The 15,723-nt window shown below is 71.5% G+C and carries 17 protein-coding genes; 9 read left to right on the forward strand and 8 right to left on the reverse strand.

The window, feature by feature from the left end; translation table 11 throughout:
* Positions 1 to 27 precede the first annotated feature (27 nt).
* The 7 genes from JOF41_RS05865 (at position 28) to katG (ending at position 7,453) form a co-directional block, all read left to right on the forward strand.
* Entirely contained in the window at positions 28 to 669 is a 642-nt protein-coding gene (locus JOF41_RS05865; protein WP_209616768.1) for an MSMEG_1061 family FMN-dependent PPOX-type flavoprotein, read from the forward strand.
* A 10-nt stretch (positions 670 to 679) separates the two neighbouring features.
* On the forward strand, positions 680 to 1,588 hold the full coding sequence (locus tag JOF41_RS05870; RefSeq protein WP_209616770.1) for a PDR/VanB family oxidoreductase: 909 nt from the start codon (positions 680 to 682) through the stop codon (positions 1,586 to 1,588).
* Positions 1,589 to 1,654: 66 nt separating this feature from the next.
* Complete coding sequence (locus JOF41_RS05875) at positions 1,655 to 2,278, forward strand: DedA family protein (protein ID WP_209616773.1); 624 nt, start codon at positions 1,655 to 1,657, stop codon at positions 2,276 to 2,278.
* A gap of 351 nt (positions 2,279 to 2,629) precedes the next feature.
* Entirely contained in the window at positions 2,630 to 3,292 is a 663-nt protein-coding gene (locus JOF41_RS05880) for a lytic polysaccharide monooxygenase auxiliary activity family 9 protein (RefSeq protein WP_189225425.1), read from the forward strand.
* A gap of 224 nt (positions 3,293 to 3,516) precedes the next feature.
* Entirely contained in the window at positions 3,517 to 4,632 is a 1,116-nt protein-coding gene (locus JOF41_RS05885; RefSeq protein ID WP_209616775.1) for a macrolide family glycosyltransferase, read from the forward strand.
* 94 nt (positions 4,633 to 4,726) lie between these two features.
* A complete protein-coding gene (locus JOF41_RS05890; RefSeq protein WP_209616779.1) occupies positions 4,727 to 5,176 on the forward strand; it encodes a Fur family transcriptional regulator in 450 nt (149 codons plus the stop codon).
* Positions 5,177 to 7,453: a catalase/peroxidase HPI gene (gene katG / locus JOF41_RS05895; protein WP_209616781.1), complete on the forward strand. Its 2,277-nt coding sequence runs from the start codon at positions 5,177 to 5,179 to the stop codon at positions 7,451 to 7,453. It abuts the gene before it with no gap.
* 72 nt (positions 7,454 to 7,525) lie between these two features.
* Here katG and JOF41_RS05900 read toward each other — a convergent pair whose 3' ends face one another.
* The 6 genes from JOF41_RS05900 to JOF41_RS05925 are packed head-to-tail and all read right to left on the reverse strand — an operon-like array spanning position 7,526 to position 11,773.
* Positions 7,526 to 8,341, reverse strand: a complete 816-nt coding sequence (locus tag JOF41_RS05900) for a hypothetical protein (RefSeq protein ID WP_209616783.1) — start codon at positions 8,339 to 8,341, stop codon at positions 7,526 to 7,528.
* Between the two features lie 2 nt (positions 8,342 to 8,343).
* Entirely contained in the window at positions 8,344 to 9,474 is a 1,131-nt protein-coding gene (locus JOF41_RS05905; protein ID WP_209616786.1) for a hypothetical protein, read from the reverse strand.
* 16 nt (positions 9,475 to 9,490) lie between these two features.
* Entirely contained in the window at positions 9,491 to 9,814 is a 324-nt protein-coding gene (locus JOF41_RS05910) for a WXG100 family type VII secretion target (RefSeq protein WP_189225431.1), read from the reverse strand.
* 31 nt (positions 9,815 to 9,845) lie between these two features.
* Positions 9,846 to 10,595 carry a YbaB/EbfC family nucleoid-associated protein gene (locus JOF41_RS05915; protein WP_244989518.1) on the reverse strand — a complete coding sequence of 250 codons (750 nt, stop codon included), beginning with the start codon at positions 10,593 to 10,595 and terminating at the stop codon, positions 9,846 to 9,848.
* Between the two features lie 45 nt (positions 10,596 to 10,640).
* Positions 10,641 to 11,129 (reverse strand): DinB family protein, encoded by a 489-nt coding sequence (locus tag JOF41_RS05920; protein WP_209616789.1) that lies wholly within the window; start codon positions 11,127 to 11,129, stop codon positions 10,641 to 10,643.
* A 17-nt stretch (positions 11,130 to 11,146) separates the two neighbouring features.
* Positions 11,147 to 11,773, reverse strand: coding sequence for a class I SAM-dependent methyltransferase (locus JOF41_RS05925; RefSeq protein WP_189225434.1), 627 nt, complete (start codon positions 11,771 to 11,773; stop codon positions 11,147 to 11,149).
* 89 nt (positions 11,774 to 11,862) lie between these two features.
* On the opposite strand from JOF41_RS05925, the gene JOF41_RS05930 reads away from it, so the two are divergent.
* Positions 11,863 to 12,468 (forward strand): helix-turn-helix domain-containing protein, encoded by a 606-nt coding sequence (locus JOF41_RS05930; protein ID WP_189225435.1) that lies wholly within the window; start codon positions 11,863 to 11,865, stop codon positions 12,466 to 12,468.
* A gap of 24 nt (positions 12,469 to 12,492) precedes the next feature.
* Here the strand turns inward: JOF41_RS05930 and JOF41_RS05935 are convergent, their stop codons facing one another.
* Both JOF41_RS05935 and JOF41_RS05940 read right to left on the reverse strand, forming a co-directional pair.
* A complete protein-coding gene (locus tag JOF41_RS05935) occupies positions 12,493 to 13,515 on the reverse strand; it encodes an LLM class flavin-dependent oxidoreductase (RefSeq protein WP_209624040.1) in 1,023 nt (340 codons plus the stop codon).
* Positions 13,516 to 13,665: 150 nt separating this feature from the next.
* Complete coding sequence (locus JOF41_RS05940; protein WP_209616793.1) at positions 13,666 to 14,583, reverse strand: helix-turn-helix transcriptional regulator; 918 nt, start codon at positions 14,581 to 14,583, stop codon at positions 13,666 to 13,668.
* A 185-nt stretch (positions 14,584 to 14,768) separates the two neighbouring features.
* Between JOF41_RS05940 and JOF41_RS05945 the strand changes: the two genes are divergently transcribed.
* A complete protein-coding gene (locus JOF41_RS05945) occupies positions 14,769 to 15,629 on the forward strand; it encodes an SDR family NAD(P)-dependent oxidoreductase (protein WP_209616796.1) in 861 nt (286 codons plus the stop codon).
* Positions 15,630 to 15,723: the final 94 nt, after the last annotated feature.

Here is a 15,723-nt window from a genome sequence, read left to right on the forward strand (position 1 = left end):
GCCGACCGAGTGATTGTCGAGAACACCATGAACAGCAATGATGTCGCCTTCAAGGCGCGCCCACGACGGATCTCCCACGAGGAGGTGCGGGCCAGGATCGGGGAGCCCGAGGACCTGATCAAGTCCAAGGTCCACGACCGGATCGACCGGCACTCCCGCCGCTTCATCGCCCACGCCCCGTTCCTGGCGATGGCCACCTCGGACGCCACCGGGCTGCCCGACTGCTCGCCGCGCGGCGACTACCCCGGCTTCGCCAAGGTGCTCGACGAGCGCACGCTGGCGATCCCCGACCGGCCGGGCAACCAGCTCGCCGACTCGTTCCGCAACCTCGCCGAGAACGACGGGATCGGGTTGATGTTCATCGTCCCCGGCGTGCGGGAGGTGCTGCGCGTCAACGGCCGCGCGTATCCCACCGACGAACCGGACGTGCTCGCCCGGATGCGGACCGAGGGCAAGGCCGCGCGGCTGGCGATCGTCGTGGAGGTGGCCGAGGTCTTCTTCCACTGCGGGCGCGCGCTGATCCGCTCCCGGCTGTGGGACCCCGCGAGCCAGGCGCTGGCCGCGGAACTGCCCTCCGTGGGCGAGATCGCCGCCGAGCAGATGGGGCTCGACATCGATCCGGCGGTCGTGACGCGGATGCTCGAAGCCGAGTACCGGGAGCTGTACTGAGGTGACCACCATGCAACGAGCGGTTCTCGAACGGGTGGAACCCGTCGCAGAGGGCGCCGTCTCGCTCGTCCTGCGCGGTGACGGCGGTCCGCTGGCCGCCTGGGAGCCGGGCGCGCACGTCGACCTGGTGCTGCCCAACTGGCTGACCCGGCAGTACTCGCTGTGCGGCGACCCCGCCGATCGGGACAGCTACCGCGTCACCGTCCGCCACGACCCGCTCAGCCGGGGCGGCTCGGAGTACGTCCACCTGTACCTGCGCACGGGCCGCACCCTGGAAATCTCGTTGCCGCGCAACAACTTCCCGTTGTCGCCTGCGGCGGAGTACCTGTTCATCGCCGGTGGGATCGGCATCACGCCCATCGTGCCGATGCTGGCCTCGGCGGTCGAAGCGGGAGCCGCGGCGAGGTTGGTGTACGTGGGCAGGTCGACGGCCACCATGCCCTTCGCCGACGAACTCCGCGCCACCTACGGCGACAGGGTCCGCATCCACACCACCGACGAGCACGGCAGGCCGGATTTCGCCGCGCTCGCGGCCACGCTGAACCCCTTGGCGCTGGTGTACTGCTGCGGTCCGGCGTCGATGATCGACACGGCCGAGGCGGTCTTCCCGCCGTCACGGCTGCGCGTGGAGCGCTTCCGCCCGGCGGCCAAGCAGTTCGCCCCCGACTCGGCGTTCCTGGTGGACTGCGTCCGATCCGGGCGGACGGTCGAGGTCGGCGCGGAGCAGTCCGTGCTGGACGCCTTGAACCACGCCGGTTTCCCGGTGCCGTCCGGTTGCCGGGAAGGCGTGTGCGGCAGTTGTGAGATTCCCGTCGTCGGCGGGGAACCGGAGCACCGCGACGACATCGGCGCTCCGCCCGGCCGCATGTACTGCTGCGTCTCCCGCGCCCTGTCGCCCCGACTCGCCGTCGACCTCTGACGACCGGACCCTCCCGGAGGAATTCCCCATGACGACCCACTCGCGGCCGATGACGGGCGGCGGCCGGTGATCGACTGGCTCGAGCTCGCCGAATCGCTGATCACCTCGCCGTGGCTGTACGCCGTGCTCATCGCGGTGTCCTTCCTCGACTCCTTCCTCCCGCTGATCCCGAGCGAACCGGTCGTGATCCTCGCGGGCGTCTACGCCGCCACCGGGCCGACCGACATCGTGCTCGTCATCGCCGCCACGACGCTCGGCGCCTTCCTCGGCGATCTCGTCCCCTACTCCGCCGGGCGGCTGCTCGGCACGCGCGTGCTCAAGCGGCTGCCGCCGGGGAGCAAGCGGCGAGCCGCGCACGACTGGTTCGCCCGCGAGCTCGACGCCCGTGGCGGCTTCATCCTGGTGACCACGCGGTTCATCCCGGTCGGGCGCTACCTGGCCACCTTGTCCACCGGGCTGGTCGACTACCCGCTGGGCAGGTACGCGCTGTTCATCGGGGTCGCCACCAGCACCTGGAGCGCTTACACCGCGCTCACCGGCTACCTCGGCGGAGTCGTGTTCCAGGACAACGCCCTGCTCGCCTTCGCCGTCGGCATCGGGCTGGCCTTCCTGGTGACCGGGATCGTCGAAGGCGTGCGCCGTCTCCGCGGCGGCAGGACCGCCACCGCCCCGGAGTCGGCCGTCGACTGACGCGCCCGCGAGGCGACTTCCCGAGTGGAGCGGCAGGACCGAGCAGCGCTGCCGGTGCCGCGTACAGGGCAACTCCGGCGGGGCCGATCAGCCGAACATCAGTTAAGACGGCTGTGACGCCACGTTCACACTTGCTCCTCGACCTCCCTCGCGGTGCGTGATCGCCGCAGTTCAGCCGCCTGACGCAGGAGGGAAGGCGGCCGGTTGCCCGACGACGCGCGGAACAGCTCGTAACCATCACTCAATGTTTCGTTGAAGTTTCGTAGAGTGACGTATAGGCTGACGATGCGCTGGGAGCGCTCCCAATATCGATTACCGCCGCTCAGACACCCGAAGAGTGGAGGCCCATTCATGCGTATGCGCAGTACCTCGGGGTCCGTTGCCAGGCGCCCGGCCATCATCGCGCTGATCGTCAGCACGCTGGCCTGCATGTTCGTCTGGACGCCGACGGCCTCGGCACACGGCACCATCGTCAGCCCTGCCACCCGTGCCTACCAGTGCTGGCAGACGTGGGGCAGTCAGCACACCAACCCCGCCATGCAGCAGCAGGACCCCATGTGCTGGCAGGCCTTCCAGGCCAACCCCGACACCATGTGGAACTGGATGAGCGCGCTGCGGGACGGCCTGCGCGGGAACTTCCAGGGCTCGACCCCGGACGGGCAGCTGTGCAGCAACGCCCTGTCCCGCAACAACGCCCTGAACACCCCCGGCAACTGGAAGACCACCAACGTCGGCAGCAGCTTCACGATGCGCCTGCAGGACCAGGCCAGCCACGGTGCTGACTACTTCAAGGTCTACGTCAGCAAGAACGGGTTCGACCCCACCACCCAGCGCCTCGGTTGGGGCAACCTGGACCTCGTGACGGAGACCGGCCGGTTCGCCCCGGCGAAGGAGATCTCGTTCAACGTCCAGACCTCCGGCAACTACCGGGGTCACCACGTCGTGTTCACCATCTGGCAGGCTTCGCACCTGGACCAGGCCTACATGTGGTGCAGTGACGTGAACTTCGGCTGAGGCGCGGTCGATCGACCGGAACGCCGAAGTGGCAGGCCCGACGCGAGCGGTACGGCGTCGGGCCTGCCTTTTTCCGTTCACGGCGGAGCCGTGGACGTCGTGCGGTCGCGGGCATGGCAGGAGGACGGCTCCGACAGGAGCGCGCCGCCCGTGGAATCGGGTTGCGGCCCCCGCCCCGGCTCGACAGGCTCCACCCGAGGCGCGACCGGGTGGAGGAGGGGCCTGTGGGACTTCTTTTCGTCACGCTGGCGGGCCACGGCCACATCACCCCGACGCTGGCCCTGGTCGAGGAGTTGGCGGCGCGCGGTCACCGGGTCGACTACGCGACCGGGCCGGAGAACGCCGGGACCGTCACCTCGGCAGGCGCGAACTGGGTGGAGCTGCCGGGGCTGCGGCCCTTCCGGCCCGTGGGCGCGGACGTCATGGCGGCCTGGTTCCGGCACTACTTCGCGGCGATGCGGGCGGCCTACCCGGTCCTGCTCGACCGCTGCCGGACCCACCGCCCCGACGTGATCTGCTACGACGCGACCAACTGGCCCGCGCGGTTGGTGGCCGGGGAGCTGGGCATCCCGGCCGTGCGGTGCGTGCCGCACCTGGCGTCAAACGAGTCCTTCGCGCTGCCGGTGCCCGACGCGGCGCACGTGGTCGCGGACGACTGCGCGGAGTTCGCCACCCGGTACGGGGTCGACCTCGACGTGCGCGGCACGCTCGACGTGCCCGAGGAGGTGAACCTGGTGTTCGTGCCCAGGCGGTTCCAGCCCGCCGGGGAGACCTTCGACGAGACGTTCCACTTCCTCGGTCCGCTGCTCGGGCGCCGCGCCGACGAACCCTGGTCGCCCGAGCACCCCGACCTGCCGCTGCTCTACGTCTCCCTCGGCTCGATCATGACCGATCCCGCGTTCTACCGGGCCTGCGTCGCGGCATTCGGCGACGGGACGTGGCAGGTGGCCATGACCGCTCCCGACGCGGGCCCGGTGCCTGCCACCGTGGAGGTCCGGAGCTGGTTCCCGCAGCCCGAGGTCCTGCGGCGGGCACAGGCGTTCGTCACGCACGCCGGGATGAACTCGACGATGGAGGCGCTGTACTACGGCGTCCCGCTCGTTGCGGTCCCGAGGACACCCGAACAGGCCGCCAACGCCGACCGTATCCAGGAACTCGGCCTGGGCGAGCGCTTGACGGACGTGGCCGACCTGCGGGCGGCGGTCGAGCGGGTCAGCGCGGACAGCGCCGTCCGGGGCAACCTCGACCGGATGCGCGCCGCGATCCGCGCGGGCGGGGGCGCCCGGCGCGGTGCCGCCCTGGTCGGCGGCCTGGCACGCCCACCAGGGCGAAGCGGCTGACCCGCGCGGCGGAGCACCGGCGAGAGCGACCGGCCGCAGTGGTGTGACCGAGCTAAATTTGATTAGTTCCAGTCAAGCACCTTATGGTCATCGTGTGACGTCCGACTTCGAGGCGCGGCTGCGGGCGGCCTCGCTGCGCGTGACCCGCCCCCGGTTGGCGGTGCTCGCGGCGTTGCGCGACCACCCGCACGTCGACACCGAGACCGTGATCGAACTGGTGAGGGTGGACCACCCGAAGGTCTCCCACCAGGCGGTTTACGACGTGCTGCGAGCGCTGACCGACGCGGGCCTGGTGCGGCGCATCCAGCCCGCGGGCGCGACCGCCCGCTACGAGTCCCGCGTGGGGGACAACCACCACCACGTCGTGTGCCGCTCCTGCGGCGAGATCGCGGACGTCGACTGCGCCGTCGGCCCCAGCCCCTGTCTCACCGCCTCGGACGACCACGGCTACGTGGTCGACGAGGCGGAGGTCGTCTTTTGGGGCACCTGCCCCGACTGCGCGGCCGAACGAACCGCCAACGAACCGCCACCCGGAAGGAAGTAGATGAGCGACCCCAGGACCACGCCCCCGTCCAGCGCGCAGGGCGTGGACCAGAAGGCCGCGGCCGGCTGCCCGGTCGCGCACGACTCCGTGACCGCGCACGGCAGCGAGAGCGAGAACCCGGCGATCGACTCGCCGACCCCGAAGACCGGCGGCCGCCCGCGCACCAACCGGGACTGGTGGCCCAACCAGCTCGACCTCTCGGTGCTGCACGCCCACTCGTCGAAGAGCAACCCGCTGGGCGAGAAGTTCCAGTACGCCAAGGAGTTCGCCAAGCTCGACGTCGAGGCGCTCAAGCGCGACATCGTCGAGGTGCTCACCACCTCGCAGGACTGGTGGCCCGCCGACTTCGGCCACTACGGCGGTCTGATGATCCGCCTGAGCTGGCACGCCGCGGGCACCTACCGCATCCACGACGGCCGCGGCGGCGCGGGCGACGGCGGTCAGCGCTTCGCCCCCCTCAACAGCTGGCCCGACAACGCCAACCTCGACAAGGCGCGCAGGCTGCTGTGGCCGGTCAAGCAGAAGTACGGCCAGAAGATCTCGTGGGCCGACCTGCTCGTGCTGGCGGGCAACGTCGCCCTGGAGTCGATGGGCTTCAAGACCTTCGGCTTCGGCTTCGGCCGCGAGGACGTCTGGGAGCCCGAGGAGATCTTCTGGGGCCCGGAGGACACCTGGCTGGGTGACGAGCGCTACCTCTCCGACAAGGAGATGGCGCCCGAGGTCGGCGCCACCGAGATGGGCCTGATCTACGTCAACCCGGAGGGCCCGCGCGGCAACGCCGACCCGCTGGCGGCGGCCCACTTCATCCGGGAGACCTTCGGCCGGATGGCGATGAACGACGAGGAGACCGTCGCCCTCATCGCGGGCGGCCACACCTTCGGCAAGACCCACGGCGCGGCCCCCGCCGACGGCAACGTGGGCCCGGAGCCGGAGGGCGCCCCGCTGGAGGCGCAGGGCCTGGGGTGGCTGAGCACCCACGGCAGCGGCAAGGGCGCCGACACCATCACCAGCGGCCTGGAGGTCACCTGGACCGACAAGCCGACCCAGTGGAGCAACCGCTTCTTCGAGATCCTCTTCGGCTACGAGTGGGAGCTGACCACCAGCCCCGGCGGCGCCAAGCAGTGGGTCGCCAAGGACGCCGAGGAGATCATCCCGGACGCCCACGACCCGTCGAAGAAGCACAAGCCGACGATGCTCACGACCGACCTGTCGCTGCGCGTCGACCCGGCGTACGAGAAGATCTCCCGCCGCTTCCTGGAGAACCCCGACGAGTTCGCGCTGGCGTTCGCCAAGGCCTGGTACAAGCTGCTGCACCGCGACATGGGTCCGGTCAGCCGCTTCCTGGGCCCGTGGGTGCCCGAGGCCCAGCTGTGGCAGGACCCCGTGCCCGCCGTGGACCACGAGCTCGTGGGTGAGGCCGACATCGCCGAGCTCAAGGCGAAGGTCCTCGAATCCGGCCTCACCACCGCCCAGCTGGTCGCCACCGCCTGGGCCTCGGCCGCGAGCTTCCGCTCCACCGACAAGCGCGGCGGCGCCAACGGCGCCCGCATCCGCCTCGAGCCGCAGCGCAACTGGGAGGTCAACCAGCCGGAGCAGCTCGCGAAGGTCCTGGAGGTCCTCGAAGGCGTCCAGCGCGAGTTCAACGAGGCGGGCGGCGCGAAGATCTCGCTGGCCGACCTGATCGTGCTGGCGGGCTCGGCCGCCGTCGAGAAGGCCGCGCGCGACGCGGGCTTCGAGGTGACCGTGCCGTTCCGCCCCGGCCGCACCGACGCCACGCAGGAGCAGACCGACGTCGAGTCGTTCGAGGTCCTCGAACCGCGCGCCGACGGCTTCCGCAACTACGTGCGCGCCGGTGAGAAGCTCCAGCCCGAGGTGCTGCTCGTCGACCGCGCCTACATGCTCAACCTGACGGCGCCCGAGATGACCGTCCTCGTCGGCGGCCTGCGCTCCCTCGGCGCCAACTACGGCGACGCCAGGCACGGCGTGTTCACCGACCGGCCCGGCGTGCTCACCAACGACTTCTTCGTCAACCTGCTCTCGCCGGGCACCCGGTGGAAGGCGTCGGAGTCCGAGGAGAACGTGTACGAGATCCGCGACGCGTCCACCGACGAGCTGAAGTGGACCGCCACCGCGGTCGACCTCATCTTCGGCTCCAACTCGCAGCTGCGGGCCCTGTCGGAGGTCTACGCCAGCGAGGACGCCCGCGAGAAGTTCGTGGCGGACTTCGTGGCGGCCTGGACCAAGGTCATGGAGCTCGGCCGGTTCGACCTCGCCTGATCCGCGTCACCGGACGAGCCCGGCCGATCCACAGCGATCGGCCGGGCTCGTCCTTTTCGCACCGCACCCGCGTCAGACCGGGGCGGGCGGGTGGGCCGGTGCGGCGCGCATCCGGTCGAGCAGGCCGAGGATGGCGTCGACCTGGGGCAGGAGGAGGTCCGGGGCGATCCGGCCGTGCTCGACGGTGTAGGCGAATCCGGCTTCGAAGGTCAGCGCGAACGGCATCGCGCTCGTGCCGGGAGAGCCGGTCCGGTCGAGCATCCACTCGACGACCTGGGGGGTGAACATCCGCCGCACGGTGGCGGGGTCGGTGCTGAAGACGGTGAACTCCCGGTCCAGCGCCTCCGGCAGCACGACGCGCAACCACTGCTGCTGGTCCCGCTCCGCCGTCAGCGGTGGTTCGCCTGCGGGGCCGACGACTTGGACGTTCTTGAACAGCCATGTGCGCCTGGACTCGGGGTAGACGCGCTTGCAGATCCTCGTCGCGGGCAGAGGCGAGGTGGCCACCTCGATCCTGTGCTCGTAGCTGATGGTCGCGCCTGCTGTCACCACGTGCTGCTTGACCGACGCCTCGCTCACCCGCACCGACCACTCGCCCCGCTGGAAGTCCACGGCGGTTTCGAAGCGGGGCTGCCGGATCGTGCCCAACCAACCGAAGAAGCCCTCGGTTGCGGTCTTCATCGGTGGCAGGAGGTCGGCCGACCACGCGCGGGACTCGCTGCGGCCGACGACCGACTTCCCGCCGAGGCTGTCGGCGAGCGCGGCCAAGGCGTTCACGTGTTCCCGCTCCTCCGCGCGGTCCCTGCGCCACCCCCACCAGTACACCAGGCCGATCAGGGCCAGGCAGATGGCTACGAACGGCGCGAGGTCCCAGTAGAAATCCGCCATGATCAGATGTCCAGGTATCCCTCGGTCTGCTGCTTCGACTGGTCGGTGCCGGTGTCGTCGTAGTCGAACGCCTTCTGGCCTGCGCCGTAGTTGCGCAGTGGCTTGTCGATACCGGCGTTGGTGCCCGTGCCGATTCCCGCTTGCGACGCCGCCGCGTCAGTAGTCGCTGTCCACACGGATTTGCCGAACCCGTCCTGCACCCGCTGGCCGAGCATGCCTTTCTCGCCCCAGAGCTTCACCATCGGGGAGTTGCTGCCGGGCAGCTTCTTCGCCTGCATGTCGACCGCGGTGGCGTGCCTGACCTGCTTGTTGGCCATGGAACGCTGGAACGCGGCCCTCACGTTGCCGACCCGGCTGCTCAGGTTGCGCAGGAAGTCGAGAATCCTGCTCAGGAAGTCCTTGAGCTTGGCCACGATCCGGGCCACTCGGCTGCCGGTGGCCGCGACCCGCACGCCGGTCGCGGCGCCCGCGGCGGCGGTCGAGGCACCGAAGCTGGGCACGGCCGCCGCCAGCGCGGGTATCCAGATCATGATCAGCCAGGTGATCAGCTCGGTGAGGATCGCCTTGATGAAGTCCTCGACGATGGTCATGATCATGCTGGAGATCTGGAGGATCTGAGCGATCTCACCAGCCTGGCCGGCGACGCCGTCGATGCCGCTGGCGAACTCGCCGAGCTTCGTGCCCGCCGCCTCGGACGCGGGACCGCCCCAGTTCGTCACCGAGTTGCGCAGGTCCTCGTCGAACTTCTGGCGCAGTTCGGCCACGCCCTTGGCGATGGCGTCGAAGTTCTCGGCCGCCTGGGCCAGCGCGGGGCCGTCGCCGCTGACGAAGTGGATCGCGTCCTCCAGCGGCTGCACGACGCTGATCAAGAAGCTCAGCCCCTGCCCGACCAGCCAGCCGATCGGGTCGGTCGCGATGCCGTAGGCCGACGTGCCCAGCGCTCCGATCAGGCCGGTGGCCTCGGAGGCCAGGCCGGTCACCTCCGCGCCGCCGTCCTGCTGGGCCTTGCCCAGCGCCTCCGCGGTCTTGAGGTAGTTGCCGTAGAAGGGAGCGGCCTCCGCCATCTTCTGGCTGGTGTCCTTCTCGCCGACGGTGATCTCGACGCCGCCCGCCGTGGTCTTCACTTCCGCCACAGTGGATGCCCCGCCCCTACTTGCCGTCCAGCTCGACTTGCAGACCGCTCAGCAGTCGCTTGACCGCTTCCTCCTGGTCCGCGTAGTCCTGCGCCGCGCCCCGGAACTTGTCCGAACCGGACCGCAGGCCCTCCTGCATGGCGGTGAACAGATCCTCCAGGTCGTTCAGCATCCGGGTGTAGCGGTCCTTGACGAACAGGCCGACAACGCCCCACGACTTGTCGCCCACGTCCGACTTGGCCACGAGGCCCGCGATCTCGCCCGCGGTGCCGCGGTGGCCGTCCAGCTTGTCCGCGAACGCCCGCAGCTCCTCGGGGCTGACGTGGAAACCGCCGCTCATCGCGCGCTCCTTCGCCGGTCGCGGGCGGAGATCACATGTCCTCCTCGTTGTAGAGGTTGAGGAAGCGGTCGTCCTGCTTCTGGGCGGGGCCGGGTGGTGGCGGTGCGGGACGGTCGTCGTCGCGGAGGAACCGGCGCTGCGAGAAGTCCTCCGGTTCCTCGACCGGCGCGGGTCGGCGCGGAGGGGCCGGTCGGGTGGGCGGAGGAGGCGGCATCCGGTGCGCTCCCGGTCCCGCCGCCGGGGGACCGAGCGGCGGAGGGGGCGCCACCGGCGGCGGACCGACCGGCGGCGGCACCTGGCCCGGTGCCTGCTCGGTCATGGCGCGCAGCTCCTGCGGCGTGACGCCGAACAGCTCGGCCTGCGTTTCCAGCACCTGGTCGGTGAGGCGCATGTCGTCGCCCAGCGCGTTCTCCACGATCGCCGCTTGGCGGCGCGCGGCTTCGGCCACGGCTTGGCGCAGGGTCGCCATCAGCGCCGAGGCCAGCGCCTGCGGCGGGCGGCGCATGGCGTGGTCGGCCAGCCGGATGTCCTTGATCGCCCCCGACGGTCCCGCCACCACGGTCACCGCGCGGTCCGGCGAGATGGCGACCGCCTCCAAGGCCGCCAGATCCCGCCGCATCTCCCCGATGCCGTCGACCTGCTGGTCGACTCGGTGCAGCTTGGCCTGGAACTGCTCGAACTGGGCGACGAGTTGGTCGAACTCGGCCGACACGACAAGACCTCCGCGGGTTTCCGGCGCGGCGGCGCGCACGCCGCCGATGAGCGGCGACCATAGTGGCAAGAGATCATCCCGCCGTGTGCCGGAACCGGGGAAGAGCGACGGAGATCAGCGCCCGGTCGTGCCGTCGATCAGCTCGCGGAGGATGTCGGCGTGACCCGCGTGGCGGCCGGTTTCCTCGATCATGTGGGCGAGCGCCCAGCGGAGGCTGGGCGTCGGGCGGCCCGCGCGTGCTCGGGGGAGCGGGGCGCTGGGATCGGCGCACCCGTCGATGACGGCGTTCGCCTGTTCGACCGCCTCGCGGTAGCGGGCGACCACCTCGGCGACGCCGTCCTGCGGTGCCGCCCGGAACGTCGCCTGCCAGTCGGTGACGTCCTCGGCGAGGAACATCGCGCGTTCCACGTGGGTCAGGTGGTTGAGCAGGCCGAGCAGGTTCGTGCCGGACGGCACCGCCGGGGCCCGGACCTGAGGTTCGGGTGTCCCGTCGACCTTCGCGGCGATCGAGGTCCGGAGGTAGTCGAGGAAGCCGCGCAGGACCTCGATCTCGCCGGTCCCGGTTCGGGGTGGTGGGGTGTCGCGGCGGTGCTCGGTGGGCATGGTGGTCGCTCGCGTGCTCAGGCGGTGCGGCGGATGAGCAGGACGTGGTCGACGACCTCGGCGGTGCGCCCGTCCGGTCCGGTCGCGATCCTGCGGGGCGCGTCGGCCCGTTCGACCGTCCAGCCCGCCGCGTCCAGGGCGATGTCCCCGGCGACCTCCTGCGGGCTCGGGTAGTGGGCGTCGGGGTCCTGGTTCCACGACCACGGCGCGGTCGAGCCGTGGTCGACCACCAGCAGCCGCCCGCCAGGGCGCAGCGCGTGCGCGGCCGCGCGCAGGACGGCCGCCCGGTCCAGGGCGAAGGGGGTGTGCAGGTAGTGGGCGCAGATCAGGTCGAACTCGCCCTCGGGGAAGGCCCCGCCCAGGTCGTGCCGCACGGCGGTGACGCGGCCGTCGAGCCCGCGTGAGCGGGCGAGGTCGGCCAGCCGCTGGACCGCGACGGCCGAGATGTCGACGGCGGTGACCCGCCACCCCCGGTCCGCCAGCCACAGCGCGTCACCGCCGTTGCCGCACCCGAGGTCCAGCGCGTCGCCGGGCGGCAGGTCCGCGACCACTTCGGTGAGGCGGGCGTTCGGGCGCGGCCCGGTGGTCGCCGGTCGGGACGCGTGCATGTCGTCCCAGAACGTGACCTCGTCGGTGGCGTTCATCAGGGCTCCTCCTCGTCGGTGTGCGCCCCAGTCTCACCGCGAGTCCCCCGATTTGGCACGAAAACTTGCGCTTCTGGCAAGATGGGCTCGTGGACCCCGAGACAGGCGACGTGCTCGACGCGGTGGGGCCGCGGCTGCGCGCGTTGCGCCGCCACCGCGGCATCACCCTCGCCGAGCTGGCGACGACCACGGGGGTGTCCGAGAGCACGCTGTCCAGGCTGGAGAGCGGGCAGCGCCGGGCGACCCTGGAGCTGCTGCTGCCACTGGCCCGCACCTACGGCGTTCCGCTGGACGACCTGGTGGGCGCCCCGCGCACCGGCGACCCCCGCATCCACCTCACCCCGATCCACCGGTTCGGGATGACCTTCGTGCCCCTGTCCCGGCGACCCGGCGGGGTGCAGGCGTTCAAGATGGTCATCCCAGCCCGGCCGCAACCCCTCGAACCGACCCCGCAGACCCACGACGGCTTCGAGTGGTTGTACGTGCTCAACGGGCACCTGCGGCTGCTCCTGGGCGAGCGCGACCTGACCCTGCCGCCCGGCGAGGCGGCCGAGTTCGACACCTCCCTGCCGCACTGGCTGGGCAGCGCCGACGGCGGCGCGGTCGAGCTGCTCATCCTGTTCGACCCGCAGGGGATGCGCACGCACGTCCACGGCGACCCGCACCAGCGCTCCCGAGGCGCGGCCCGGCGCTGAACCGCGGGCAGGCGCCGGTCGGGGTCAGCGCCAGCCCAGCGCCGGGGCGACGTGGGTGAGGATGCTGTCGAGCACGTGGATGTTGTAGTCGACGCCGAGCTGGTTGGGCACGGTCAGCAGCAGCGTGTCGGCCTCGGCGATCGCCTCGTCCCCGGCCAGCTGCTCGACCAGCTCGTCGGGCTCGGCGGCGTAGGAGCGGCCGAAGATCGCCTTGGTGTCGGCGTCGATGTAGCCGATCTGGTCGGAGCTGTCGCGGTCGCCGCCGAAGTACGCGCGGTCGAGGTCGGAGGTGATCGCGAAGATGCTGCGGGAGACCGAGACACGCGGCTCGCGCTGCCACCCGGCCGCCGACCACGCCTCGCGGAAGGCCCGGATCTGCTCGGCCTGCTGCACGTGGAACGGCGCCCCGCCCTCGTCGTTCTTCAGCGTCGAGCTCATCAGGTGCATGCCCTGCTCGGCCGCCCAGACGGCGGTGGCGTTGGAGCCCGCGCCCCACCAGATCCGCTCCCGCAGCCCCGGCGAGTGCGGCTCGACGCGCAGCAGCCCCGGCGGGTTGGCGAACATCGGGCGCGGGTTGGGCTGGGCGAAGCCCTTGCCCCGCAGCACGGTCAGCAGCACCTCGGCGTGCTTGCGGGCCATGTCGGCGTCGGTCTGGCCATCGCCGGGCTGGTAGCCGAAGTACCGCCACCCGTCGATCACCTGCTCCGGCGATCCCCTGGAGATGCCGAGCTGGAGCCTGCCGCCCGCGATGAGGTCCGCCGCGCCCGCGTCCTCGGCCATGTACATCGGGTTCTCGTACCGCATGTCGATCACGCCGGTGCCGATCTCGATGCGCTCGGTCTTGGCGCCGATCGCGGCCAGCAGCGGGAACGGCGAGGCCAGTTGCCTGGCGAAGTGGTGCACCCGGAAGTAGGCGCCGTCCGCGCCGAGCTCCTCCGCGGCCACGGCGAGGTCGATGGACTGCAGCAGCGTGTCCGACGCCGTGCGCGTCCGCGAGTGCGGGCTGTCCGACCAGTGTCCGAAGGAGAGGAAGCCGATTTTCTTCACACCCCTGGAACGCGCCACCGGGCTGGTTGATTCCTCAACTAAATGTTCGTCGCGCCACCCGCTCCGCGCAGCGGGTGCCCGAGCCCCGCACCGCGCGCGGCCGCGTCGTCGGCGGAGGGATCGTCAACGCCGCACCGGCCCGCCGGGCCGTCACCGCTCGACACGGGAATCGGCACCGAGACCGGCCCGGCGGTGGCCCCGGTGCGCCGGGTGCCCGCCGGGACCGGACGCGGTCCAACTGGCGAGCAGGTCCATGGCCCGCCGCGAGGGCGAGTCCGCCTCGGTGGTGTAGACGTACAGGGTGGTGTCCGGGTCACCGGGCAGGGCCAGGGTTTCGTACTCGACGGTCAGGTCGCCGACGAGGGGGTGCCGCAGGCGCTTGGAGCCGTGCGTGCGCTGGTGCACCCGGTGCTGCTCCCACCACTGGTCGAACTCGCGGCTGCGTTCGCGCAGCTCGGCCACGAGCGCGGTGGTGCGGCTGTCGTCGGGGTCGCGGCCGACTTCGAACCGCAGGCTCTCGACCGCGGCGCGCGCCTGGTCGGGCCAGTCGACGAACAGCGACCGCGCGTCCTCGTCGAGGAACATCCAGCGCGCGTAGTTGCGCTGTCCGGGCGGGATCTCGTCGAAGTCGGTGAACAGCGCCCTGGCCATCCGGTTGGCGGCGAGCACGTCGGTGCGGCGCCCGAGCACGAGCGCGGGTTCACCGTCCAGCGCGTCGATGAGCTGGTGGAGACCGGGGCGCACGCGCTGGACGCCGCGGCGGCCCCGGCGCGACGCGGGGGCCGAGGACAGCCCGATCAGGTCCGCCAGGTGCGCGCGGCCCGCCGCGTCGAGCCCGAGGGCGCGCCCGACCGCCTCCACCACCGCAGCGGAGGGCGTGATGCGGCGGCCCTGCTCCAGCCGGGCGTAGTAGTCGGTGGACACCCCGGCCAGCAGCGCGACCTCCTCGCGGCGCAGGCCGGGCACCCGGCGGACCCGGCCGTCGGGTGGCAGTCCCGCCCGTGACGGGTCGACCTGGCTGCGCGCCCGGCGCAGGAAATCGGCGAGTTCGCGGTTCGTCCCGGCCATGGACCCGATTGTCGCCGCACTCGCGCGCCGCCGGGTGGACCGCTGAGTCCTAGGTTGCCCCGTCCGAGTCCGCGGAGGGCCTGAAATAAGCGCCCACGCCGATTTCCGGTGTCCTACGGTTATGTCATGCCGGCACCGGGAAATGCCCGGTCCGAGATTTTCCGAAATCATGAGAGGACACTGAGATGGGTTTTCCGGCGGATCGGCCCGCGACCTGGTTCGTGACCGGCACCTCGCGCGGTCTCGGGCTCGAAGTCGTCAAGCAGCTGCTGGCGCGGGGCGACAACGTGGCCGCGACCACGCGCTCCACCGAACGGCTGCTCGCCGCGCTCGGCGAGGGCGTCGACACGACGCGGCTGCTGCCGCTGGCCGTCGACCTGCGCGACGAAGCGGCCGTCGGCCAGGCCGTCGCCCGGACGGTGGAGCGCTTCGGCGGCCTCGACGTCGTGGTGAACAACGCGGGCTACGGCTTCCTGGCCGCGGTGGAGGAGACCACCGACCGCGACGTCCGGGCCATGCTCGACGTCCAGGTCGTCGGCGTGTGGAACGTGCTGCGCGCCGCGCTGCCGGTGCTGCGCGAGCAGCGCGGCGGCCACGTCGTGAACGTGTCGTCGGTGCTCGGGCTGACCGCCGTGCCCGGCTGGGGCCTGTACTGCGCGGGCAAGTTCGCCCTGGAGGGCCTGAGCGAGGCGCTCGCCGCCGAGGTCGCCGACTTCGGCGTCGGGGTCACCATCGTCGAGCCCGGCTACTTCCGCACCGACTTCCTCACCCGGGACTCGCTGGCGCTGCCCGCCGCCACCACGGACGCCTACCCGGCCATCCGCGAGATGACCGCCAACCACCTCCAGCTGCAGGGCAGCCAGCTCGGCGACCCGGTCAGGGGCGCCGAGCGGATCATCGCCAACGTGGTCGAGGGCGGCGGGCCGCTGCGCCAGCTGCTGGGCTCGGACTCCCACGCCTACGCCACCGCCAAGGTCGACGCGCTGCGCGCGAACCTCGACGCCGCCGCGGCGACCTCGCCGGCCACGGACTTCCCGGCCGCCTGACGCGCCGCCCGCGCGGCGGGCCGGACGCCGCGACGAATTCACGCCCCGGAATCGGTCGGCGATTTCCGCGAGACCCGATTCCGGGGTGTTCCCC

It is taken from the genome of Saccharothrix coeruleofusca (genome assembly GCF_017876325.1).
Classification (GTDB): domain Bacteria; phylum Actinomycetota; class Actinomycetes; order Mycobacteriales; family Pseudonocardiaceae; genus Actinosynnema; species Actinosynnema coeruleofuscum.